This is a genomic window from Galbibacter orientalis DSM 19592 (genome assembly GCF_000260115.1).
Lineage (GTDB): Bacteria > Bacteroidota > Bacteroidia > Flavobacteriales > Flavobacteriaceae > Galbibacter > Galbibacter orientalis.
This window is the reverse complement of the sequence record NZ_JH651379.1, coordinates 2,385,162-2,407,551: the sequence shown is the minus strand read 5'-3', so window position 1 is coordinate 2,407,551 and position 22,390 is coordinate 2,385,162. Positions and strand designations below refer to the sequence as shown.

General features: G+C 32.4%; 23 protein-coding genes. 19 read left to right on the top strand and 4 right to left on the bottom strand.

Annotated features, from left to right (window positions below):
- Window positions 1-301: 301 nt before the first annotated feature.
- The 10 genes from JOOMADRAFT_RS10590 to JOOMADRAFT_RS10550 all read left to right on the top strand — a co-directional run bounded on the left by JOOMADRAFT_RS10590 (window position 302) and on the right by JOOMADRAFT_RS10550 (window position 7,373).
- On the top strand, window positions 302-1,765 hold the full coding sequence (locus JOOMADRAFT_RS10590; protein WP_008613234.1) for a phytoene desaturase family protein: 1,464 nt from the start codon (window positions 302-304) through the stop codon (window positions 1,763-1,765).
- Window positions 1,762-2,613: a phytoene/squalene synthase family protein gene (locus JOOMADRAFT_RS10585; RefSeq protein WP_008613233.1), complete on the top strand. Its 852-nt coding sequence runs from the start codon at window positions 1,762-1,764 to the stop codon at window positions 2,611-2,613. The genes JOOMADRAFT_RS10590 and JOOMADRAFT_RS10585 overlap by 4 nt, the downstream gene beginning before the upstream one ends.
- Window positions 2,610-3,059 (top strand): sterol desaturase family protein, encoded by a 450-nt coding sequence (locus tag JOOMADRAFT_RS10580; RefSeq protein ID WP_008613231.1) that lies wholly within the window; start codon window positions 2,610-2,612, stop codon window positions 3,057-3,059. Before JOOMADRAFT_RS10585 ends, JOOMADRAFT_RS10580 begins: the two co-directional genes overlap by 4 nt.
- A complete protein-coding gene (locus JOOMADRAFT_RS10575) occupies window positions 3,059-3,757 on the top strand; it encodes a lycopene cyclase domain-containing protein (protein WP_008613230.1) in 699 nt (232 codons plus the stop codon). Before JOOMADRAFT_RS10580 ends, JOOMADRAFT_RS10575 begins: the two co-directional genes overlap by 1 nt.
- Window positions 3,747-4,226, top strand: coding sequence for an SRPBCC family protein (locus JOOMADRAFT_RS10570; RefSeq protein WP_008613229.1), 480 nt, complete (start codon window positions 3,747-3,749; stop codon window positions 4,224-4,226). The genes JOOMADRAFT_RS10575 and JOOMADRAFT_RS10570 overlap by 11 nt, the downstream gene beginning before the upstream one ends.
- Before the next feature lie 83 nt (window positions 4,227-4,309).
- Window positions 4,310-4,882 (top strand): RNA polymerase sigma factor, encoded by a 573-nt coding sequence (locus tag JOOMADRAFT_RS10565; RefSeq protein WP_008613228.1) that lies wholly within the window; start codon window positions 4,310-4,312, stop codon window positions 4,880-4,882.
- Between the two features lie 2 nt (window positions 4,883-4,884).
- Complete coding sequence (locus tag JOOMADRAFT_RS20310) at window positions 4,885-5,061, top strand: hypothetical protein (RefSeq protein ID WP_008613227.1); 177 nt, start codon at window positions 4,885-4,887, stop codon at window positions 5,059-5,061.
- Window positions 5,054-5,881 carry a mechanosensitive ion channel family protein gene (locus JOOMADRAFT_RS10560; RefSeq protein ID WP_169313490.1) on the top strand — a complete coding sequence of 276 codons (828 nt, stop codon included), beginning with the start codon at window positions 5,054-5,056 and terminating at the stop codon, window positions 5,879-5,881. The genes JOOMADRAFT_RS20310 and JOOMADRAFT_RS10560 overlap by 8 nt, the downstream gene beginning before the upstream one ends.
- Before the next feature lie 106 nt (window positions 5,882-5,987).
- Entirely contained in the window at window positions 5,988-6,803 is an 816-nt protein-coding gene (locus JOOMADRAFT_RS10555; protein WP_008613225.1) for an AraC family transcriptional regulator, read from the top strand.
- Window positions 6,804-6,878: 75 nt separating this feature from the next.
- Window positions 6,879-7,373, top strand: a complete 495-nt coding sequence (locus JOOMADRAFT_RS10550; protein ID WP_008613224.1) for a VOC family protein — start codon at window positions 6,879-6,881, stop codon at window positions 7,371-7,373.
- Window positions 7,374-8,162: 789 nt separating this feature from the next.
- Here JOOMADRAFT_RS10550 and JOOMADRAFT_RS10545 read toward each other — a convergent pair.
- Window positions 8,163-9,677 (bottom strand): helicase HerA-like domain-containing protein, encoded by a 1,515-nt coding sequence (locus tag JOOMADRAFT_RS10545; protein ID WP_008613222.1) that lies wholly within the window; start codon window positions 9,675-9,677, stop codon window positions 8,163-8,165.
- Between the two features lie 226 nt (window positions 9,678-9,903).
- Between JOOMADRAFT_RS10545 and JOOMADRAFT_RS10540 the strand changes: the two genes are divergently transcribed.
- On the top strand, window positions 9,904-10,536 hold the full coding sequence (locus JOOMADRAFT_RS10540; protein ID WP_008613221.1) for a 7-carboxy-7-deazaguanine synthase QueE: 633 nt from the start codon (window positions 9,904-9,906) through the stop codon (window positions 10,534-10,536).
- 31 nt (window positions 10,537-10,567) lie between these two features.
- Here JOOMADRAFT_RS10540 and JOOMADRAFT_RS10535 read toward each other — a convergent pair whose 3' ends face one another.
- Together JOOMADRAFT_RS10535 and JOOMADRAFT_RS10530 are read right to left on the bottom strand one after the other, a co-directional pair.
- Window positions 10,568-11,275, bottom strand: a complete 708-nt coding sequence (locus JOOMADRAFT_RS10535) for a class I SAM-dependent methyltransferase (protein WP_008613220.1) — start codon at window positions 11,273-11,275, stop codon at window positions 10,568-10,570.
- 3 nt (window positions 11,276-11,278) lie between these two features.
- A complete protein-coding gene (locus JOOMADRAFT_RS10530; RefSeq protein WP_008613219.1) occupies window positions 11,279-11,950 on the bottom strand; it encodes a hypothetical protein in 672 nt (223 codons plus the stop codon).
- Between the two features lie 154 nt (window positions 11,951-12,104).
- On the opposite strand from JOOMADRAFT_RS10530, the gene JOOMADRAFT_RS10525 reads away from it, so the two are divergent.
- Complete coding sequence (locus tag JOOMADRAFT_RS10525) at window positions 12,105-12,599, top strand: YkgJ family cysteine cluster protein (protein WP_008613218.1); 495 nt, start codon at window positions 12,105-12,107, stop codon at window positions 12,597-12,599.
- Between the two features lie 69 nt (window positions 12,600-12,668).
- Complete coding sequence (locus JOOMADRAFT_RS10520) at window positions 12,669-13,484, top strand: sterol desaturase family protein (protein WP_008613217.1); 816 nt, start codon at window positions 12,669-12,671, stop codon at window positions 13,482-13,484.
- Between the two features lie 8 nt (window positions 13,485-13,492).
- On the opposite strand, the gene JOOMADRAFT_RS10515 is transcribed toward JOOMADRAFT_RS10520, so the two are convergent.
- Window positions 13,493-14,722 (bottom strand): exo-beta-N-acetylmuramidase NamZ family protein, encoded by a 1,230-nt coding sequence (locus tag JOOMADRAFT_RS10515; RefSeq protein ID WP_008613216.1) that lies wholly within the window; start codon window positions 14,720-14,722, stop codon window positions 13,493-13,495.
- Between the two features lie 3 nt (window positions 14,723-14,725).
- On the opposite strand from JOOMADRAFT_RS10515, the gene JOOMADRAFT_RS10510 reads away from it, so the two are divergent.
- The 6 genes from JOOMADRAFT_RS10510 (at window position 14,726) to JOOMADRAFT_RS10490 (ending at window position 22,117) form a co-directional block, all read left to right on the top strand.
- Window positions 14,726-15,961 (top strand): ABC transporter permease, encoded by a 1,236-nt coding sequence (locus tag JOOMADRAFT_RS10510; protein WP_008613215.1) that lies wholly within the window; start codon window positions 14,726-14,728, stop codon window positions 15,959-15,961.
- Between the two features lie 128 nt (window positions 15,962-16,089).
- On the top strand, window positions 16,090-17,445 hold the full coding sequence (locus JOOMADRAFT_RS10505) for a pyridoxal-phosphate dependent enzyme (protein ID WP_008613214.1): 1,356 nt from the start codon (window positions 16,090-16,092) through the stop codon (window positions 17,443-17,445).
- A gap of 153 nt (window positions 17,446-17,598) precedes the next feature.
- Window positions 17,599-18,681, top strand: a complete 1,083-nt coding sequence (locus JOOMADRAFT_RS10500; RefSeq protein WP_040879677.1) for a Gfo/Idh/MocA family protein — start codon at window positions 17,599-17,601, stop codon at window positions 18,679-18,681.
- Between the two features lie 720 nt (window positions 18,682-19,401).
- Window positions 19,402-19,935 (top strand): sulfatase-like hydrolase/transferase, encoded by a 534-nt coding sequence (locus JOOMADRAFT_RS20530; protein WP_245547669.1) that lies wholly within the window; start codon window positions 19,402-19,404, stop codon window positions 19,933-19,935.
- 56 nt (window positions 19,936-19,991) lie between these two features.
- Window positions 19,992-20,909: a sulfatase-like hydrolase/transferase gene (locus JOOMADRAFT_RS20525; RefSeq protein WP_245547668.1), complete on the top strand. Its 918-nt coding sequence runs from the start codon at window positions 19,992-19,994 to the stop codon at window positions 20,907-20,909.
- Between the two features lie 242 nt (window positions 20,910-21,151).
- Window positions 21,152-22,117, top strand: a complete 966-nt coding sequence (locus JOOMADRAFT_RS10490) for an AAA family ATPase (RefSeq protein ID WP_008613210.1) — start codon at window positions 21,152-21,154, stop codon at window positions 22,115-22,117.
- Window positions 22,118-22,390 lie beyond the last annotated feature (273 nt).

Genomic DNA, 22,390 nt, shown 5'->3' with positions numbered 1-22,390 from the left:
AAAAGAATTTATAGAGGTTGGGGTGAAACTGCTATGGGGTGTTTGTAAGATTAAATAGTTATTTAAATGTAGTCAATTCTTTCAGATGTAGCAAATAATGGTGCTGAATTTCAGTAGGTTATGTCTTATTTTCTTTGAGTTTTATTGAATCATAATTTTTAGATTTCTGTATATTGTAGGAAATTAATTTTTTTCTTGAAAGTTATTATAGCTTATTGATTTTTTTGTTTAACTTTATAGTGTAAAAATTAAACAAAACAATAGATGTATCTCAACAAATTAAATACATCTTTTTGCTTATATGGATAATGATGTTATTGTAATAGGCTCTGGATTTTCATCATTGGCTACTGCTTGTTATTTACAGCAAGCGGGTAGAAATGTTGTTGTTTTGGAGAAAAATGAACAGCTCGGAGGACGTGCGTCTGTTTTGGAGGAAGAAGGTTTTAAATTTGATATGGGACCATCATGGTATTGGATGCCCGATATTTTTGAGCGCTTTTTTAACGACTTCGGAAAGGAAGTTTCCGATTATTATCAGCTTAAAAAATTATCGCCTGCTTATAAAGTATTTTTTGGTAAGGACGATGTTATAACAATTGGTGATAGTTTAGATAAAATTATTGAAACATTTGAATCTATAGACCCAGAAAGTGGTAGTAAGCTAAAAAAATTTATTGATGAGGCAAAAACAAATTATTCTATCGCGATGCAAGAATTAGTTTACAAGCCTGGAATTTCAATTTCAGAATTAGTCACTGCCGAGACTATTTCTAGACTTAATTTATTTATTACCAATATAACTTCGGAAGTAAAAAAGATTACCAATAATGAAAAGCTCCAAAGTATATTAGAGTTTCCAGTACTTTTTTTGGGAGCAAAACCAGAAAAAACACCTGCATTTTACAATTTTATGAATTATGCCGATTTTGGTAAAGGAACTTGGTATCCAGAAGGAGGAATGAATGAAATTGTAAAAGCAATGGTTTCTTTAGGGAAGTCTTTAGGGGTAAAATATCTTACCAACCAAGAGGTTATGTCGATAGAATTGGAAGGAAAAGAAGTTTCATGGGTAGAGACAAAAACAAATTTATTTCATTGTAATTTGGTAGTTTCTGGTGCAGATTATGCACATACAGAAAAACTATTAACCTCAAAATTACGTAATTATAAATCGAGTTATTGGCAGAAAAAGACATTTGCTCCTTCTGCATTTTTGTATTATATAGGATTTAAAGGAGATACAGAAAAGTTAGCGCACCATAATTTGTTTTTTGATACCGACTTTAAAGCCCATGCCGAAGAAATTTATGATGAAAAATGTCTCCCTAAGGATCCATTATTTTATGCAAATTTCCCCTCAAAAACAGATGCTTCATTAGCACCAGAAGGAATGTCTACAGCTTTTTTTTTAATCCCTGTTTCTGTAGATATAGAAGACGATGTTACAATGCATGATAACTATTTAGATCTTATTTTAAAACGATTGGAAGCCTGCACTGGAGAAAATTTGAAGGATAGAATTGTATATAAAAAATCTTTTGGAGTAACAGACTTTAAGTCGAGATACCATTCTTGTAGAGGGAACGCATATGGTTTAGCAAATACACTTTTACAAACCTCGGTATTAAGACCAAGTATTAAAAATAAAAAAATTAACAATTTGTTATATACCGGGCAACTTACAGTTCCAGGGCCAGGAGTTCCACCAGCATTAATTTCTGGTAAAATTGTGAGTAACTATATAAAAAAGAAAAACCTATGACAACCAACTACAATCTCTATCATAAAGTATGTTCGGAAACGAGTAAAATGGTTACCAAAAAGTACAGCTCGTCTTTTTCCCGTTCTATTTTATTTTTAACCCCAGAAATAAGAGAGAATATTTATAATATCTATGGGTTTGTTCGTTTTGCAGACGAAATTGTAGATACTTTTTATGAGCACGATCGGAAAAAATTATTAGATCGGTTTGTAGCAGATTATCATTTGGCACTTTCTCAGGGGATTTCATTAAATCCAGTTTTACAAGCATTCTGTAGAACTCAAAAAGCGTTTTCTATCCCTCAGCATTTGGTAGATTCATTTTTAGATTCGATGTATATGGATTTAGGAGTGATGAAAGATTTAAATTCAGAAGCCTACCAGAAATATATATATGGTTCTGCAGAAGTAGTAGGTTTAATGTGTTTAAATGTTTTTCTCAAAGGAGATTGTAAAGATTTTGAAGCGCTCAAGCCTCATGCACAGCGTTTTGGAGCTGCTTTACAAAAGGTGAATTTTTTAAGAGATATCAGTGCAGATTTTCATCAGCTTAATCGTACTTACTTTCCAAATGTAGACTTCCAAAGTTTTACATTAGAAGATAAAATAAGGATTGAAGAAGAGATTAAGGAGGATTTTCAAGAGGCAATAATAGGAATAAAAAAATTACCCCTTTCCTCCCGATTTGCAGTTTACCTTGCGTATCTTTATTACACTAGTTTGTTTGATAAAATTAAAAAGACCGATTCTGCGCTACTATTTAAAAAGCGTATTCGAGTAAATAATCTTGAAAAATTAATGTTGTTTTCAAGAATATATGTTCAGAAAAGTCTAAAAATTCAAATATGATTTATGTCTTTTATATAGTACTTACTGTTTTTGTTTTCTGTTTAATGGAAGCGGTTACTTGGTTTACACATAAATATATTATGCATGGTTTTATGTGGTATTTTCATGACGATCATCACCAACCCGGATATCCACATGTTTTTGAAAAAAATGATTTCTTTTTTATCATTTTTGCCATTCCTAGTATTTTATTATTCTACTTTGGAACCATAGACGGAGTAAATTATTTGTTGTTTATTGGTTTAGGAATTTTATTCTATGGAATAGCTTATTTTTTAGTGCATGATGTTTTAATTCATCAAAGATTTAAGTGGTTTAAGCGTACTAATAACACCTATTTAAAGGGGCTTAGAAAGGCTCATAAGATTCATCATAAACATTTAGGGAAAGAAGACGGAGAATGTTTTGGGATGCTTTTTGTTCCAAAAAAATACTTTAAAATGTAGTGGAGAAATTTCTGTATTTAGTATTAGATGTTTTTAGTTTTCTTATTCCGTTTGCGTATAGCTTTGAACGTAAGCATCTTCATTTTATTCAATATTGGAAACCCTATTTCTTGGCTATTTTATTAGTAGGATTGTTTTTTATTGCTTGGGATGTTTACTTTACTGTAGAAGGAGTTTGGGGGTTTAACAATCGTTATTTAGTCGGGATAAATATTTTTTATCTTCCACTAGAAGAATGGTTGTTTTTTCTGCTAATTCCTTATGCTAGCAACTTTATTCATTATTCTTTAAAATACTTTTTCCCGAAGCCTAAACTAACTCCACAATCTAGTTTTTATTTAAGTCTTTCATTATTTATTTTGAGTGCGGTAGTGGCAGTTTTAAATTTCGATAAAATATATACCCTCTGTAGTTTTGGACTTTTCAGTATCTTAATGCTTATACAATTAAAGTATGGTTTTGCCATTTTTCAGAGATATATACTTTCATTCCTTATTATTTTAATCCCCTTTTTTATTGTCAATTCATGGCTTACAGGGGCTTTTACAGCAGAGCCTATTGTTTTTTATAATGATGATGAGAATTTAGGAATTCGTGTAGGAACCATTCCACTAGAAGATTTTTTCTATTGTTTTTCAATGCTCTATGGAAGCATTTTGTTATTTGAACATTTAAAAAAAAAACGTTTTGAGCATTAAAATAACATCTCATTCAGGGATTTATCAGTTAAGAGTCTCTCAAGAAGTTAACGCTTCTATAAAAGATGTATGGGAGTTTTTTATAAATCCGCAGAACTTAAATAGTTTAACCCCAAAGGATTTAGACTTTAAAATAACCTCTCCAAAAAGTAATCAAACCTATAAGGGTCAGATTATAACATACAGTATTAAAGTGTTACCTTTATATAGAACTAATTGGGTAACTGAAATTACACAGTTCGAAAATCAAAGTTTATTTGTTGATGAACAACGTTTAGGACCCTATAAAATGCTCCATCATGAACATCATTTTAAAAAGATTGATGCAAATAAAACCTTGGTTGAAGACATAGTTACCTATAAATTACCATTTGGTTTACTAGGACGTTTTATTGGAGGAAAAATAATTCGTAAACGTTTTGTAGAAATATTTACCTTTAGGAAAGAAGTAATTTTTAATTTTTTTTAATAATTTTTTAAATTTAATGTGACCATTTCTTACTTCTTGTGTCTAAATGATTGGGACTAGCCTTAACCTAATTTTTTGTTATTTTGGTAAACACGCAGGGAGATAGTGAGATAGATGATGAACAGCTTGTAGCAGAAATTGTTGCAACTAATAACACGCATTTATTTGCGATTCTTTACGACCGATATTCTGAAATAATATATAACAAATGCCTCAGTTTTACGCATGAAGCAGAAGAGGCTCAAGACTTAACTCATGATATTTTCATAAACTTATTCTTAAAGCTAAAAACCTACAAAGGAAAGTCAAAATTTTCTACATGGTTGTATTCCTTTACTTATAATTTTTGTGTGAATTATGTCCAAAGGAGCTTAAATAAAAGACAAGATAAGTTTGTGCAGACAGAAGAATTACCTGGTGAATCGCATGAGTATCAGGAAATTTTAGATGAAAATATTTATCAGTTAAAATCTAAGAAATTAGAAAAAGCGCTAAAAAAGATTGAAGCTAATGACAAGATGATATTATTAATGAGATATCAAGATGATTTTTCAATAAAAGAAATTCAAGAAGTTCTAGATTTGGGAAGCAGTGCAGTAAAAATGCGATTGAATAGAGCAAAAGGACGTTTAATTGAAATCTACAACACGTTGTAATTATGGATAATCCGTTCAAAACAATAATAAACAATGAAAAATTACCAGAAGCCGTAAGGAAAAAGGTAATGAAGGATATTGATTTAATTAAGCTGTCGCTCGATGTTGCGGATTTGTTTGTTATTAAATATCCAGAAACAATAACTAATATTTTAAACCTAGGAGATGATAATGATTAGACAATTACAAATGAATTTTGATTTCAAGATTTTACACAATTATTATAATGATTTTTTAGAGGTCTTGCCTAAAGTTGTAGGAGGAATTGTATTCATAATTTTAAGTTGGCTACTATTAAAATTGATACTTTTTATAGCAAAAAAATCATTGAAACTAACTAAAATAGATTCGTTATTAGAGAATGTAAATGATAAAAATCCAATATTTGGAGATTCTGTAAAAATTAAACCAACAAAAATTATTCTTGCCTTTTTAAAATGGTTTTTAATATTAATACTAATTATTGTTGGGGCCGATATTTTAGGGCTATCTATAGTTTCCAACGAAGTTGGTAAACTAGTACAGTACTTACCTCGAATTTTCACTGCAGTTATTATATTTCTTGTAGGTACCTATGGTGCAGTTTTATTACGAAAAGCAGTTCAATCTGCCATAAAAGCTTTTGATATGAATGGCTCTAAAGCCATAAGTATTTTAGTTTTTTACTTAGTGTTTATTATAGTGGCCATCATGTCTCTTAACCAAGCAGGGGTAGATACCGAAATAATCACTAATAACCTATTTTTAATAATAGGAACATTTATGGCAGCTTTAGCAATAGCACTTGGTTTAGGTTCTAGAGACATTGTTTCTCGTTTACTTTTTGTTTTTTATACAAGAAAGACTTTTTCCATTGGGAAGCGTATAAAATTTGGAGAAATAGAGGGAGTTGTACTCGCTGTAAATAATATCTCCATTCTTATAAAAAATGACGAAAATAAAAAGATAGTGGTTCCAATTAAGCAAATAGTTAATGAAAAAGTAGAGATTTTAAATTGATAATTGGTTAGTAAATTATTGAAAATAAATTTATAAAGCATTTATTTTAAACTGAATACAGTTTATTTGCTAATTGTATATCACTTAAAAAACGATTTCCTAAGTTGTGAATTATCAAACATTTCAACCAAGTTCTGATTTAGAATCTATTATCAGTTGTTATTGGACTTTAGAAGTTCCTGCAGAATTTTCTGCGCAAAGACAGCGAATAATTCCAGATGGAACAATTGAAATGGCTTTTATTCTTGGAGACGATATTAAACGATACACTTCAGAAAATGAATTCATTATACAGCCTCGTGCAATGGTTCTCGGACAGACAATTGAACCTTTTTATATCGAACCGACAGGGTATGTCAATACTTTTGCCATTCGTTTTTATCCTTATGGTTTTTCGAATTTCGTAACAATGCCGATTAAGAAATTGGCTAATAAAGAAACACCAATAAAACTATTGTTCGGAGAAAAATCTGCTAGTGAATTAGAGCGAAAAATAATAGAGGCAAAGAATACTAGTAAAAGAATAGAAATTATTGAAGATTTTCTTTTAAAGAAATTTAATGAAAAATCTATTATTAATACTATTGTAAAAACTACTATAGATGCACTTTTAGCATCAAAAGGGAGTGCTTCAATAAGTAAAATCCTTAAAGAAGATCTGTCCAAACGACGGCAACTTGAGAGAAATTTTATTAAACAAATTGGTGTAAGTCCGAAACAATTAGGCAAAGTAATCCGACTACAAACGGCTCTCAAAATGTTGCTCAACAAAGACTCAGGAAGTCTAACTGACATTGCCTATGAAAGTGAATATTTTGACCAAGCACACTTTATAAAAGACTTTAAAGAATTTACTGGAATCAACCCAAAGGAGTTTTTAGGTAATGAAAACATGACGCTTTCTACTCTTTTCTACAAATAGTTAGCGTGTCGCATTTTTACAATTTTGATTTATACAAGTAAACTAGATTTGTCCTATCAAATTAAACAAAACTGTATGAATAAGGACATGCTTTGTGCAATTGTATTACTATCTATAAATATAGTTGCATGCAACAATCAAAATAAATCAAAAACAGAATCTTACGCGGTTGAATCTAATCTAAATCAAAAAACTATAGAAATGAAAAGTCATATCTCAATTTTTGAAATTCCTGCAACGGATATTTCAAGGGCAGTAAATTTTTATCAAGCAATTTTAAATATTAATATTGAAAAAATAGAAATGACAGGAATGGAGATGGGAATATTTCCATACGAAGAACAAATGGTAACAGGAGTAATTATAAAAGGAGATGGATACAAACCTTCTGCTGATGGAGTAACAATATACCTAAATGGCGGAGACAATTTTCAAAACATTCTTGATAAAGTTGAAAAAAATGGCGGAAAAATCCTTATGCCGAAAACAGCCCATGCAGATGGAAATGGATTTTTTGCTTTATTTTTGGATACAGAAGGAAATAGACTTGGTTTAAACTCCTCAAATTAAGTAGAAAAGAGCGAACGCTCAGCAATGTTTATAGGTAATAGCAGTAAACAGTGTTTTTCTTTGTAACTCCATAACTTTTAACTAGAACCGATGTCAACATCTATACGTTAACGACGTTCTTAAGCTATATATAACTCTTATTTTGAATTCCACGAGAGCTTACTCCAAAATATTTTACTAAAAAACTTGTGTCTTACTTCCTTGTAGGAATTACCTATGCCACACAGTAAGAAATAAATTATGAATTTAAATTCATCTTAAAACACTTTTAGTTTACTACAAAGCTCTTTGCATTTATGTTTGAAGTGGTTTATTCAATTCAAAATCAATAAAATTTACAAGGCTTTATAATTTTCTTCTATTATGATAGCTCCCTTACACAATTTAATAAATTTTAACATTTTATATTTAAGTAATTGACAGTGAGTTTGTTGTGTGTTTTCAGTGATAGGATGTTTCAAATTTTTGATAATAGTACATGTGACCTTTTTAAAAAACGTGTGTCTTATAATATAGAGAAGCAAACGCCAAAACATATAATAACATACAAATTAAATAGATAAATAATGGAAATGGTTTTTTTACTTATTCAATTTTTAATTTTGCCAGGATTAATTTTTTTGATTTTGATTAGTTGGTTTGATTACAAAAAGTCTAGAGAAACTTATATGAAGTTGAAAAAATGAAATGATAAGTAAGAAATTGCAATAGTTGTTACATTATGAGGGTTTTGTAGCAATAATTTCCAAAACAGTAGCGCTTAAGATTAATTTCTTAAGCGCTGTTTTTTTATCGCATGGCTTTACTTAGGATTCCCATAACACCTCTTATAAAAGTAGCACTTGTTAGTACTTTTATAATAGGATTCATAGCCGAACTTTTTCGAGTAGAAGTTCTCGAAGTCTTTTTTTGTTCTTCTTTTGCTTTTTGCTGAGCCTCCTCAGTTTGTGCTTTTTCAATTTTTTTATTTAGAAGTTCATACGCACTTTCACGATCTACTACCTCATTGTATTTTGGAATTAATTTAGACGTACTAATTACTTGTTTTACTTCAGTATCTGTTAAAATATCCATTCTACTCATAGGAGCTCTTAACATAGTTGCAGCTAAAGGTGTTGGTCGTCCTTTTTCATCCAAAGCAGAGATGAGAGCCTCTCCAATTCCGAGTGAAGTAAGCACTTCTGAAGTATTGTAAAAATCTGAAATAGGGTAATTCTCTGCTGTTAGTTTTATTGCTTTTCGGTCTTTTGCAGTAAAAGCACGTAACGCATGTTGAATTTTTAATCCGAGTTGAGAAAGCACGGCATCTGGAACATCAGTTGGGTTTTGCGTTACAAAATAGAGTCCAATTCCTTTAGAGCGAATTAGTTTTACAATACTTTCTATTTGGTCTAAAAGTGCGTCTGAAGCCTCATTGAAAATAAGGTGTGCTTCGTCTATAAATATAACAAGCTCTGGACGGTCGCTATCTCCTTGTTCAGGAAAAGTAGCATAAACCTCGGCTAGTAGACTCAACATAAAAGTAGAAAAAAGTTTAGGCTTGTCTTGTATATCTGTTAATCGGATTATGTTTATAATTCCTTTACCATTCTCATCAATACGGGTAAGATCTTCTACATCAAAAGATTTTTCACCAAAAAATAGGTCAGCTCCTTGTTGTTCTAATTCTATAATTTTACGTAAGATAGCTCCAGTAGAAGATGTTGAAATTCGCCCATAGGCTTCTTGGAATTCTTCTTTTCCTTCGGAAGTACAGTATTGTAATATTTTTTTGAAGTCTTTTAAATCAAGAAGCGGAAGCTGGTGGTCGTCACAATATTTAAAAAGCACCGCTACAATTCCTTGTTGCGTATCTGTTAGGTCTAAAATCCGAGATAGTAAAATAGGACCAAATTCAGAGATGGTAGCACGAAGTCGCACTCCGTTCTGTTCGGATAAAGTAAGGATGTCTATAGGGAATTTTTTTGCTTCGTATGGAAATCCAATTTTGGTATGTCGCTCTTGTATTTTAGCATTATCATTTCCAGGTTGTGCTAGTCCGCTAAGGTCCCCCTTTAAATCCATCAACAAAACTGGAATTCCTTTTTCCGAAAGATTTTCGGCCAGAATTTGAAGTGTTTTTGTTTTTCCAGTTCCTGTGGCACCGGCTATGAGTCCGTGTCGGTTTAAAGTTTTTAGAGGGATTTTAACCAAGGCATTTGTTAGCGGGTCACCATTAAGCATGGCGGCTCCCATGCTTATATAATCACCTTTAGTTTTATAACCTTCTTCTATATGTTGAAAAAAAGCGTCTTTATTGCTCATCTTGAAATTATTTGCTATTGAACGTGTTTACTAAAATAAGGTAAAGTTTGCTAAGTTGAAAGGAGTATTTTTTTATAGTGTTACCATTAGTAAGCGTACGCTAATTATTGATGCTAGCCCTGATTGAGCTAACTACCGTGTAGTAGCGAAAGCAGGAAATGGCGACTCCAAAAAAGCAATAGGAAATGGCTACTAAAAATAAAAAAGGAAAACGTATCTTTGCGGCATGACAAAAGAAGCGATCTTAGCGAAGGTAAATGCGGGGGAAATGCTCCCGTTGATGGAGGAGTTTTATACCATCCAAGGAGAGGGGTTTTACAAAGGGACAGCAGCTTATTTTATTAGAATAGGAGGCTGTGATGTGGGTTGCCATTGGTGCGATGTTAAGGAAAGTTGGAATGCCGAAACCCATCCGCCAACAGCGGTTGCTACTATTGTAGAGAATGCTGCAAAATACTCAGATACTATTGTAATTACTGGAGGAGAACCGCTTACTTGGGATATGACGTTTATTACTTCTGAATTAAAAAAGCGAGGCTTGAAAACGCATATTGAAACTTCTGGGGCATATGAATTAACAGGAGAATGGGATTGGATTTGCCTTTCGCCAAAGAAAATGAAGTTGCCAACTGCAAAAGTGTACGAAAAAGCGAACGAGCTTAAATGTATTGTTTATAATAAAAATGATTTTGAGTTTGCTGAAGCTCAAGCTGAAAAGGTAGGAAAAGACTGCATTTTATACTTACAACCAGAATGGAGTAAACGTGATAAGATGATTCCAGAGATAGTGGAGTACGTAATGAAGAATCCGAAATGGAAAGTGTCTTTACAAACCCATAAATACTTGAATATTCCTTAGTTGAAAGTTGAAAATTGCTTCCTATATGTTGTTATTTTTTTGTGAGTTGGGCTAGGTAATCGTAATGTTTGCCTTCGGCTAGGAGATTACATTGGAGTCCTACCATTTCGCAAAAGAGGCTTAAAGTATTAAAGTCTAAATACAGCCATGTTGTAGTTTCTGTTTCTCCTTTATATTTGAGGGTATAGGTAAGTTCGCCATAGTAATCATTATCCATAGGAATCCATTTTCCGCCATCTTCATCCTCATCAAACATGTAGATAATATCTGTAGAATCGATAAGTATTTGTCCGTTATCAGTAAGTAAGTTTTTTAGGTGTGTTAGTTTTTCTGGAACACTTTTATAGGTTCCAAAAATTCCAGTACCATTCATGAGCATTAAAATGGTATCATATTTTTTATCCTTTAGCTCGAAAACATCTTTTTGAAATGCATCTTTAAGACCTCTTTTTTTAACAACCTCAATAGCTCCAGCAGAAATATCAATAGCAGTTACAGAGTTTTTTTTAGTTTCCTGTAAGTATAATGCATGGCTCCCAGCACCGCATCCTATATCGAGGATATTACCAAAACTTTTATCTAAGGCTTTTTTCTCCAAAGGAGGCATCTCTTTATAACTTCTAAATAAATAGGAAATAGGAAGAATATCTTCTTCGGAGATGGAGGTTTCGGTAAGAACTTCTTCTGAAAAATTATCAGAATAAAAGTCTACAATAGCTTTCCCGAGGAGGTCTTTCAAAGTTTATTGATTAATGTTGACATAATATTTAAAGAAAGTAATTAAATCGTCTTCTTTCTTTAAATTTAATTTTTTTTCTTTTACAAATTTATCTAATTGTTTGTTATCAAACTGTTTTAAAATCTTCTTTGTGTTACTTTCCAGAGGAATAGCATAAGAACTTCCTTTTAACTTTATAAAGTAATCTTCGTTATCGCTAAACTTAGCAGGTTTATCTTTTTGGTAACCTGTGTTTGCTTTTTCTGGTGGATAATATATTTTGGTGTATTTGTTTAAAAGCATATCATCTGCTGTACAGAAAAGACAAACCATATATCCAGTCTTCTTTTCATTTTTGTCTTGGTAGTCTACTAAATATAGCTTTTTACCATGAATCTCGTAGGCATAATTTGGCTTTGTAGAACCTTTATAGATCTCAGATTCCGACATTTTAATTTCGATATAATCTTTGTAAATATTGTACCGTAAATCTACATTATCATACACTTTTCCATCTGCAAAAATTTTTCCTTTTGTAAATTCATCTCCATTTAAATATATAGAACCTTCTAAACCAGCAAATTCGTTAGAACTCTTAGTGTCTATTAATGGACCATTTTGGTATCCATATTGATCAATTTGCGCTTGGAGTAAAGTGCAAGCGAGGATGCATAGTAATAAGATTATTTTTCTCATAAGAATGTAATTCATTTACAGTAAATTAAGAGGAATTTTCTTTAAAAACCAAAAAAATACTAAAACATATTAATGAAAATAAGACAGGAACAGTTATTTTATAATAAGCCTTATCTTTGTAGCTGAAAGGATTTTTTCTTCTGATAAGAAATAAATGGACGATTTTTTAAAACAACTCCCGCAACTGGCTAAAGACAAGCAAAACGAGAACAAAAAGTATTTTGCTAAATTACGAAAGAAGCCACCAAAAAATATAGATTATGTAATGCAAGAATTGCATGAAGCGGAGTTTGAAAAAACCGATTGCTTAACATGTGCAAATTGTTGTAAAACTACTGGTCCGCTATTTACCAATGCAGATATTGAACGTATTTCAAAACATTTTAAGCAGAAGCCCCAGCAGTTTATAGATACTTATTTAAGAATTGATGAAGACAATGATTATGTCTTACAAGAAGTGCCTTGCACATTTTTAGGAGCCGATAATTATTGCTTAATTTATGACGTACGCCCTAAAGCTTGTCGCGAATATCCACATACGGACAGAAAGAAATTTCAGCAGATAAGCAATTTAACTATAAAAAATACATCCATATGTCCTGCCGTATATAATATTGTAGAGGCTATGAAAGCAAAACTTCCAAAATAAAATTTTTGTAAAATAGAGTGAGTTTAAGTCATTTATATTTCAAATTAAAAATTATTGTATCTTGTTTATATGGAAACTTTAATTACTTATTTTGAAACAATTCCGTCCTCACATCGGAGTTTAATTTTGATTTCGGGGATTACTTTTTTTTGGATATTGGAGTACGGAATACCATTATTTAAATTTAGGTATCATAAACTTAAACATGCTTGGCCTAATATTTTCTTTACGTTTACTACTATTATTGTTAATTTTTTATTGGCATTTATTCTTTTAAAAACAAGCGATTGGGTGGTTGTAAATGGTTTTGGAATCCTTCAATGGATAGCATTTCCAATGTGGGCAACAGTGTTATTAGGAGTGCTTTTATTAGATTTTATAGGGGCTTGGTTGGCGCATTGGGTGCAACATAAGGTTAAGGTGTTATGGAAGTTTCATTTAATACATCATACAGATACCTATGTAGATACTACAACAGCAAATAGGCACCATCCTGGGGAGAGTTTTGTACGGTTTGTTTTTACAACTTTAGGAGTGTTTATAGGAGGAATTCCAGTAGGAATTGTACTATTATATCAGTCGCTTTCCGTGGTTTTTTCCCAATTTAATCATGCAAATATTAAATTACCAAAAAAACTGGATACCTTGTTGAGTTGGGTTTTTGTATCTCCAGATATGCATAAAGTACATCACCATTATGTCTTACCGTATACCGACACCAATTACGGAAATATCTTTGCTATCTGGGATCGGCTTTTAGGTACTTTTTCTAAAATGAATTCAAAAGATTTGATCTACGGAATAGACACACATCCAGATATAAATACATCTACAAGAGTAGGGAAATTATTAAAAATCCCCTTTGAAAAATATAGAAACAGTTAAAACGTGTGTTATTCGTAAATTAAATAGTTGCTTCTAATTTTTTTAAAATTTTCTATGTCTGCTTGCCATGAGGCTTTAATTTCTTCATTGCTCTTTCCAGCCTCTATTTGTTTTTGTAGTTTTTCATTTCCAGCATGGAGTGTAAATCCAGAGGTCTTAAAGAAATTAGATTTATCGGTGGAATTTTCATAAGCTTTAATAATCCATTTCATAGTAACTTCTTTAGGCGGTGTTATTTCTGAAAGATTTTCCCCATAACATATTTTTCCATTTTGCTTTGGATCTTTAGAGCCAAAATTAGGCTTTGGAGTGTATTCAAAAGAAAACACTTTTTTATCCAACCATGGAGCACCATAACGCTGAAATTGGAATTCTGTTCCTCTTCCTGCATTTACATTAGTACCTTCAAAAAGCCCTAAACTAGGATATAGCAAAATAGATTGATCATTAGGTAAATTAGGAGAAGGGCGAATTGGTAAACTATATGCTAGGCTATGATTGTAATTTTTAACAGGAATAACGGTTAAATCGCACTTTAATTTATTGGCTAACCAAAGCTCTCCGTTAAGCATTTTTCCGTACTCTCCAATAGTTAATCCATATACAAGCGGAATAGGAACTTTTCCTAAAAAACTAGCATGTTCAACTTCAAGTGTAGGGCCATCAACATAGCTAGCATTGGGATTTGGACGGTCTAATATAATTAGTGGAATGTTATTTTCGGCGCAAGCTTCCATTACCAAATGTAGGGTTGAAGTGTAGGTGTAAAAACGCACTCCTACATCTTGAATATCAAACACCATAACATCTATAGCATTTAATTGGGCAGCAGCTGGTTTTTTATGCTTTCCATATAGTGAAACAATTTCCAAACCTGTTTTGGCATCCTTATTTCCCTTTACATGTTCTCCAGCATCCGCTTTTCCTCTAAAACCATGCTCAGGCGAAAATATTTTTTGAATATTTACTTGTAAAGCTGTAAGAGAATCAACCAAATGTGTGTAGTTACCATCTTCTTTATAAATAACAGAAGTCTGATTGGCTACTATTCCAACTTTTTTATTTTTTAAAAGAGATAAATATTCTTCAGTTCTATTAGCGCCAACAATAATTGGAGTTTCTTTTGGTTTTTCTTCAGTAGAAATATCAACTTTTTTTTCTTGATTTCCATTCGCACAGGAAATCACTACTAAAAACAATAATAAAAATGTATTTTTGAAACTCATAAAGTATCGCATAGTTTGAATTTAGAATATTTTATTGCCAAACGCCTTATAAAGGGAAAGGAGCATAAAAGTAGTATATCGGCACCAATAATAAAAATCGCTATTGCAGCAATTGCAATGGGGGTTATTATGATGTTGATTGCAATTGCCACTGGAGTTGGTTTACAACGAAAAATCCGTGAAAAAATTGCAGCTTTTAATGGGCATGTTCAAATTTATAATTACGATAATAATACCTCGGATGTTTCTGTGAATCCGATTTCCATCCATCAAGATTTTTATCCAGAATTTAAAAACGTAAGTGGCATTAGTCATGTGCAAGCAGTAGCTACAAAAGGAGGGATTATACGCACAAAAAATACTTTTGAAGGGATTATAGCCAAAGGAGTTGGCGCCGATTATAACTGGGATCCTTTTAAAGATTTTTTAGTTGAAGGGAGAATCCCCGATTATTCTGGAAAACGAAATGAAGAAATTTTAATTTCGAGATACTTAGCAAATCGGTTACAATTTAAAGTAGGAACCGAATTTTGGGCATTTTTTTTAAAAGATGAAGTGAGCGCCATTCCAAGTCAGGTGAAATTTAAGATTGTAGGGATTTACGATAGTGGCTTTGAGGATTTTGATGCCAATTACATTTTCGTTGATTTACGCCATATTCAACGAATGAACAAATGGAAAGATGATGAGATTGGTACTTTTGAAGTTTTTTTAGACGATTTTGATCAAATAGAGCAAAAAGGAAGAGAGATTTATGGAGTAACGCTCTCCACACTAGATTCTCAAACAATTGCTGAAAAATACTACATCATCTTCGAATGGTTATCGTTATTCGATTTTAATATAGCTATAATCATAGGGATTATGATTATTGTAGGAGGGATAAATATGATAACTGCCCTGCTTGTTCTTATTTTAGAGCGTACTCAAATGATAGGACTTTTAAAAGCTTTAGGTTCTAATAATTGGAGTATTAGAAAAATATTTTTATACAACGCCACTTACCTTATTGTTATTGGACTCTTTTGGGGAAATCTAATAGGGCTAGGAATCTTGTTTTTACAAGATAAATTTGGTTTTATAAGCTTGGATGCCGCTACTTATTATGTTTCTGAAGCTCCAGTTTATATAAATCCTATTCATGTTATTATTCTAAATGTTGGAGTGTTAATTTTATGCTTATTAATGCTTTTAATTCCTTCGTATATCATCACAAAAATATCTCCAGCAAGGTCGATTAAATTTGAATAATTCAATGCAATTTATTGATAACCTGTTTCTTTAGTAATTCATATAAAACCAATTTATCTATTATTTAACTTCTTACATTTAATTTTCTGTGCTATCATTTCTTATCTTTAAAAGGAAGAAAAGAAGACATGGAATACGCAAAGAATATATTAGAAACCATTGGAAATACTCCTTTGGTTAAAATAAATAGAATAACTAAAGGTATTGAAGCTTTAGTATTGGCTAAAGTAGAAACATTTAACCCTGGGAATTCTGTAAAAGACCGAATGGCGGTTAAAATGGTTGACGATGCAGAGGCAAATGGGAGTTTAAAACCTGGGGGGACCATAATAGAAGGAACAAGCGGAAATACAGGAATGGGACTTGCATTGGTTGCAATTGCTAGGGGGTATAAATTAATATGTGTTATTAGCGATAAGCAATCCAAAGAAAAAATGGATATCCTTCGTGCTGTTGGAGCGGAAGTGGTAGTTTGTCCTACCAATGTTTCTCCAGAAGATCCTCGTTCTTATTATTCAGTTTCTAAAAGATTGTCTGAAGAAACTCCTAATTCATGGTACGTAAACCAGTATGATAATCTTTCAAATTCATTAGCACATTACGAGCAAACAGGGCCAGAAATTTGGAAGCAAACAGATGGAAAAATCACTCATTTTATTGTAGGAGTGGGTACTGGTGGAACCATTTCTGGGGTAGGAAAATACCTTAAAGAAAAGAATCCAAACATTAAAATTTGGGGAGTAGATGCCTATGGTTCTGTTTTTAAAAAATATCATGAAACAGGTGTTTTTGATGAGAATGAAATTTATACGTACATAACCGAAGGAATTGGGGAGGATATTCTTCCTAAAAATGTAGACTTTGAGGTAATTGATGGTTTTACTAAAGTTACCGATAAGGATGGAGCTGTTTTTACAAGGAAACTAGCCAAAGAGGAAGGCATTTTTGTTGGTTATTCTGCAGGTTCCGCCATAAAAGGAGTACTACAACTTAAAGAGCATTTCAAGCCAGAAGATGTAGTGGTTGTTTTATTTCACGATTCGGGAAGTAGATATATTGCCAAAGTTTTTAATGACGATTGGATGCGAAATCGTGGGTTTTTGGAAACTGAGGTTAAGTTGGCGGAAGATTTAATAGGTATAAATGAACATGAATTAATTACAGCTAAAACAGAAGAGTTGGTGGCTCATGCAATTGAACGAATGAAGAAATACAACATCTCTCAAATTCCTGTGGTAGATTCTAAAGGTTTTGTAGGTTCTTTGGATGAATCTACACTTTTTAAAGCATACATAGACAACAAAGATATTGCAGATAAACCAATTAAAGAGATTATGCAATCTCCTTTTCCAATGGTGAAAAAGAATCTAGCAATAGATGAACTTTCAAAGCTTATTAATAGAGAAAATAAAGCTGTTTTGGTGGATTTAGGGAATGGGAAGTTTCGAATAATTACCAAACATGATATTATAAGTGCTATTTAATCCCTCATTGAGGGTCTAATTCCATAGAGCCTGTACTAAGTATTTCGAAGGCTTTGTATCAAAATAAGTTAAATTATTTTCCTTTGAAAATTTCGTAGGCTTGCCTCGAGGTAGTTGATTAAAAATCAGTAACTTTCAGTAAAATAGATATTTATGATTAACAGAAGGAGTTTTATACATAAATCAGGATTAATTATGGCAGCTGGGATGATGCCATATCCATCCTTTTTGCTTCCGCAGAAAAATAAAAAACTAGGAATTGCCTTAGTTGGTTTGGGCTATTATAGCACCGATTTATTGGCGCCTGCATTGCAATTAACCAAGCATTGTGAACTAAAAGGAATTGTAACAGGAAGTCCAGAAAAGGTTCCAGTATGGCAATCCAAATACGGAATAAAAGATGGTAATGTATATTCTTATGAAACAATGCATGAGATTGCAAATAATGATGAAATAGATGTAGTTTATATTGTGTTACCACCTGCTTTACATGCTAAATATAGTATTATAGCAGCCAATGCGGGGAAACATGTTTGGTGTGAAAAGCCAATGGAGGTAAGTGCAGAAAAGTGTCAAGCTATGATAGATGCTTGCAAGAAAAATAGAGTAAAACTAGCTATTGGGTATAGAATGCATCATGAGCCAAATACACAAACTTTGATGAATTGGGCTGAGACCGAGCCTTACGGACAAATAAATAATGTTTTAGCTAAGGCAGGGTATTTTGATACTAGAACAAATCATTGGAAGCAAATAAAAGAACTCGGCGGCGGCGCTATGTACGATATGGGAGTGTATCCACTAAATGCTATTCGTTATACCAAAGGGAAAGAACCTATTTCTGTTAGCGCTAAACATATAACAAAGAGACCAGAAATTTATCATGAAGTTGACGAGACTACCATTTTCGATTTAAAATTTTCTGATGGGACTATAGCGCATGGAGAAACAAGTTTAGGAGAGCACTTTAATAATTTAGAAGCTACTTGTGAAGAAGGAAGCTATTTTTTAAAACCTTTTCAATCATACAGTGGAGTTCAAGGAGCTACTAGCGATGGTGAGATATTAAAACCTTGGAAAGGCAATCAACAAGCAAAACAAATGGACGATGATGCTTTGGCAATTCTCAACCATCAACCAATGTTAGTTCCTGGAGAAGAAGGGATGAAGGATATCCATATTGTAGAAAAAATTTATGAGTCGGCTTCTAAAAATAGTAGTTGGATTTCAATTTAAACCTTCTATGAAAGTTTAAATTGTCAAGTCTGTTCTGGGTTTATCGGAAAGTTTTGTGTTATAATTAGATAAATTTATTTCATTTAAATGCTTCATAGGGAATCTGAGGTAGTAATTTATCTATCTATAAATCAGTTTAATATAATTTTTTTTTGTAACTTTAGGTTATTGAGCTAGCCCCATTTCAATAACTATTAATTCTTTAAATGTATAAACATGGGGCAATCTTTACACAACGAATCTTCAATTCTTATTTACGCATTAAAAGCTGTTGTTTTGATATTAATAGCTGTTTTATCTTGGGTTTTTATTTCAGCTATTTTTAGTTTTATCGGTATCATAGGATAACAACCTTTTTAAATACGTTTTAGAATTTCAGGAACATACTAATTTTATGCTCCTAATTTCTTTTTACGCTTTTTTTTAAATAAAATGAAGGCGAATTTCTTCAGTTTTCACTTCTAAATTTATTGTGATTTTTGAAGATTTAATTTTTTATTAATTTAAGTTAAATTATTGGTTTTCAATAATAAATTCATTCTCATAGTGTTGGGATTTATAGCTATAGTTCACTTTTAATAAATAATTATCTTAACTATAATTTAAGGTAAAGCTGTTTTTATTTGAAATTATTTCTTACATTTATATTCCTCCACATCCTATACATTACTATAGATATCGCTATAGATTTAAGTTTAAACTATTAATTATTATCTTATTATGAAGAAGAATTCTATTTTTTTATCATTAGCAATGCTATTGGTTAATTTTCTTGTGGCGCAAGACAAGCCTAATATCCTCGTTTTATGGGGAGATGATATAGGTTGGGGGAATGTGAGCGCATATAACCATGGTATGATGGGGTACGAAACCCCTAACATAGACCGTATCGCTAAAGAAGGGGCTATGTTTACAGACTGGTATGCACAACAGTCTTGTACTGCTGGGCGTGCAGCTTTTATTTTAGGACAACATCCTTTTAGAACAGGATTATTAACTATTGGGATGCCTGGATCTAAGCAGGGAATAAAAGACAATCAGCCTACAATTGCAGAAGTTTTAAAACCACACGGATATGTGTCGGGGCAATTTGGTAAAAACCATTTAGGAGATCAAGATGAGCATTTACCTACAAATCATGGTTTTGATGAATTCTACGGAAATTTATATCACTTAAATGCAGAAGAAGAACCAGAAGGATATTATTATCCAAAAAGTCCTGAGTTTAGAAAAAATATGGGCCTCGTGGGGTAATACATTCTTATTCTGATGGAAAGGTTGAAGATACAGGGCCACTTACTTCTACTAGAATGGAAACTATAGATAAGGAGTTTACAGATGCAGCCATTAAATTTATTGAAAAAACACATGCAGATGGAAAACCTTTCTTTGTTTGGTTAAATTCAACAAGAATGCATGTTTGGACACACCTAAGTGAAGAGAGTGATGGAGTTACTGGGATAGGTTTGTATCCAGATGGTATGGTTGAACACGATAAAGCAGTAGGGCGTGTTTTAGCTAAACTAGAAGAATTAGGTATTATGGATAATACCATTATTATGTATTCTACAGATAATGGTGCTGAGAAAATCTCATGGCCAGATGGAGGTAGTACGCCATTTAAAGGAGAGAAAGGAACTACTTGGGAAGGTGGATTCCGTGTGCCTTGTGCTATACGTTGGCCTGGGGTAATTGAGCCAGGAACAGTTTATAATGATATTTTCTCTCATGAAGATATGATGCCAACTTTGGCTGCCGCTGCCGGAGAGCCAGATTTAGTAAAGAAAATGCTAAATGGTTACAGTGCTAATGGTAAAAATTTCAATGCACATTTAGATGGGTATAATTTATTGCCATTTTTTAAAGGAGAGGTGGATAAATCGCCTAGAGAAGAAATCTTCTATTTTGACCAAGGTGGAAACTTAAATGCAATTCGTTATCAAGACTGGAAATTACACTTTACTATTTTAGAAGGTAATATTAGTACAGCTTATAGAAAGCAACCAGCTTGGCCATTGGCAATTAATTTGAGAGCAGATCCTTATGAGGTTTCTCCAGATTCTGGGATGTATATTAGATGGTATGCAGAAAATATGTGGTTATTTGTTCCAGCACAACAAAGAGCTGCTCAATTTTTAGCAACCTTTAAGAAATATCCTCCTGTACAGGGGTCTTCATTGTCTATAGATGAGGTAGTAAAACAAATGACTACTCCAGCAAGAAACTAAAAGTTTCCTTGTAAAGAAATTAGAAAAGTGGCTATCTAAAAAGTAATTTGTAGTTGTCAAACTGAGCTCGTCGAAGTTTTAAACAACTGATACTCAAAAGTGTCCTTCGACAAGCTCAGGAAGGCACTTAGAGTTTGGATACTTTTTAGACAGCCACTTTTAATTACACACATGAACAACCGAAAATTTAGTTCTCTATAAATTTTTAGTTGAAGAATAATAAATTAATATTTTAAAAAATTATGACAGCACATGAAGCTATTACGTCGCTTAAGTCAAGGATGTCTACAGCTATTATTGGTCAAGACACCTTAATTGAAAGAATTATTTTAGTGCTCCTAGCCGATGGAAATATGTTGTTAGAAGGATTGCCAGGTTTAGCAAAAACACGTGCTATTAAGACTTTGGCAAAAGAGTTAAATTGTGGGTTGAGTAGGATTCAGTTTACGCCAGATTTATTGCCATCAGATATTACAGGGACCGAAATTTATCAGCCGGAACTAAAAGATAAATTTGTATTTCAACAAGGACCTATTTTTAGTAATTTAATTCTTGCAGATGAGATTAACCGTTCCCCAGCAAAGGTTCAAGCTGCCTTATTAGAAGCGATGGAAGAACGACAAGTGTCGGTTGCTGGAAAAACATATGCCATGGAACCTCTTTTTATGGTTATGGCTACACAAAACCCTGTGGAGCAGGAAGGAACGTATCCTTTACCTGAGGCGCAAATGGATCGTTTTTTAATGCATGTAACAATAGGCTATCCAGATGATGCTTCAGAATTAGCTATTTTACGCCTTAATAGAGCAGAGCAAAAACATACTAAAGAAGAGAAACATGAGCTTTTAGAGCCTAGTGTAATTTTTGATGCACGCAAAGAAATAGCAAAAGTTACTATTTCAGAAGCCATGGAAAAATATATAGTTGATATTATTTCTGCTACAAGGTACCCTTCAAAATATAATGAACAACTAGATAAGTGGTTAGATTTTGGAGCGAGTCCGAGAGGGTCTATTGCTATAGATCGCGCTTGTAGAGTGCACGCTTGGATGGAAGGGAAAGATTTTGTGTCTCCAGATGATATTCGAGCGGTAGTTCACGACTGTCTTCGTCACCGAATTATGTTAAGTTATGAGGCCAATGCCGATGCTGTTTCAGCAGATCAAGTATTAGATGAAATTTTAAAACAGGTTGCTGTAGTTGCTTAAATAATTAATGCCTAGAACCCAAATAGTCGGTTTTTTATAAGTTGTTTAGGGGAAATAATTATTGAAAATTTTTAGCGAAAGACATAAATTATATCATTAATGTCCGAATAAAATACAAGACCGCTTCGCTGTAAGAGAAAAGAACAAAGACTAAACATTAACTATTATAAAATGAGTAGTTTAAAGAAATAACATTAATAAACTCCTCTTTTTATTCATTTTTCTTAATAGCAAGAGGGCTATTTTTAAAAACCTCTATTAACCCTTGATATA

Bases quoted from the DNA above. Each gene is read 5' to 3' on its own strand.
- JOOMADRAFT_RS10590 (WP_008613234.1), top strand. From the start codon at position 302: ATGGATAATGATGTTATTGTAATAGGCTCTGGATTTTCATCATTGGCT.
- JOOMADRAFT_RS10585 (WP_008613233.1), top strand. From the start codon at position 1,762: ATGACAACCAACTACAATCTCTATCATAAAGTATGTTCGGAAACGAGT.
- JOOMADRAFT_RS10580 (WP_008613231.1), top strand. From the start codon at position 2,610: ATGATTTATGTCTTTTATATAGTACTTACTGTTTTTGTTTTCTGTTTA.
- JOOMADRAFT_RS20310 (WP_008613227.1), top strand. From the start codon at position 4,885: ATGGATAATCCGTTCAAAACAATAATAAACAATGAAAAATTACCAGAA.
- JOOMADRAFT_RS10560 (WP_169313490.1), top strand. From the start codon at position 5,054: ATGATTAGACAATTACAAATGAATTTTGATTTCAAGATTTTACACAAT.
- JOOMADRAFT_RS10550 (WP_008613224.1), top strand. From the start codon at position 6,879: ATGAATAAGGACATGCTTTGTGCAATTGTATTACTATCTATAAATATA.
- JOOMADRAFT_RS10545 (WP_008613222.1), bottom strand. From the start codon at position 9,677: ATGAGCAATAAAGACGCTTTTTTTCAACATATAGAAGAAGGTTATAAA.
- JOOMADRAFT_RS10540 (WP_008613221.1), top strand. From the start codon at position 9,904: ATGACAAAAGAAGCGATCTTAGCGAAGGTAAATGCGGGGGAAATGCTC.
- JOOMADRAFT_RS10530 (WP_008613219.1), bottom strand. From the start codon at position 11,950: ATGAGAAAAATAATCTTATTACTATGCATCCTCGCTTGCACTTTACTC.
- JOOMADRAFT_RS10525 (WP_008613218.1), top strand. From the start codon at position 12,105: ATGGACGATTTTTTAAAACAACTCCCGCAACTGGCTAAAGACAAGCAA.
- JOOMADRAFT_RS10520 (WP_008613217.1), top strand. From the start codon at position 12,669: ATGGAAACTTTAATTACTTATTTTGAAACAATTCCGTCCTCACATCGG.
- JOOMADRAFT_RS10515 (WP_008613216.1), bottom strand. From the start codon at position 14,722: ATGCGATACTTTATGAGTTTCAAAAATACATTTTTATTATTGTTTTTA.
- JOOMADRAFT_RS10505 (WP_008613214.1), top strand. From the start codon at position 16,090: ATGGAATACGCAAAGAATATATTAGAAACCATTGGAAATACTCCTTTG.
- JOOMADRAFT_RS10500 (WP_040879677.1), top strand. From the start codon at position 17,599: ATGATTAACAGAAGGAGTTTTATACATAAATCAGGATTAATTATGGCA.
- JOOMADRAFT_RS20530 (WP_245547669.1), top strand. From the start codon at position 19,402: ATGAAGAAGAATTCTATTTTTTTATCATTAGCAATGCTATTGGTTAAT.
- JOOMADRAFT_RS20525 (WP_245547668.1), top strand. From the start codon at position 19,992: ATGGAAACTATAGATAAGGAGTTTACAGATGCAGCCATTAAATTTATT.
- JOOMADRAFT_RS10490 (WP_008613210.1), top strand. From the start codon at position 21,152: ATGACAGCACATGAAGCTATTACGTCGCTTAAGTCAAGGATGTCTACA.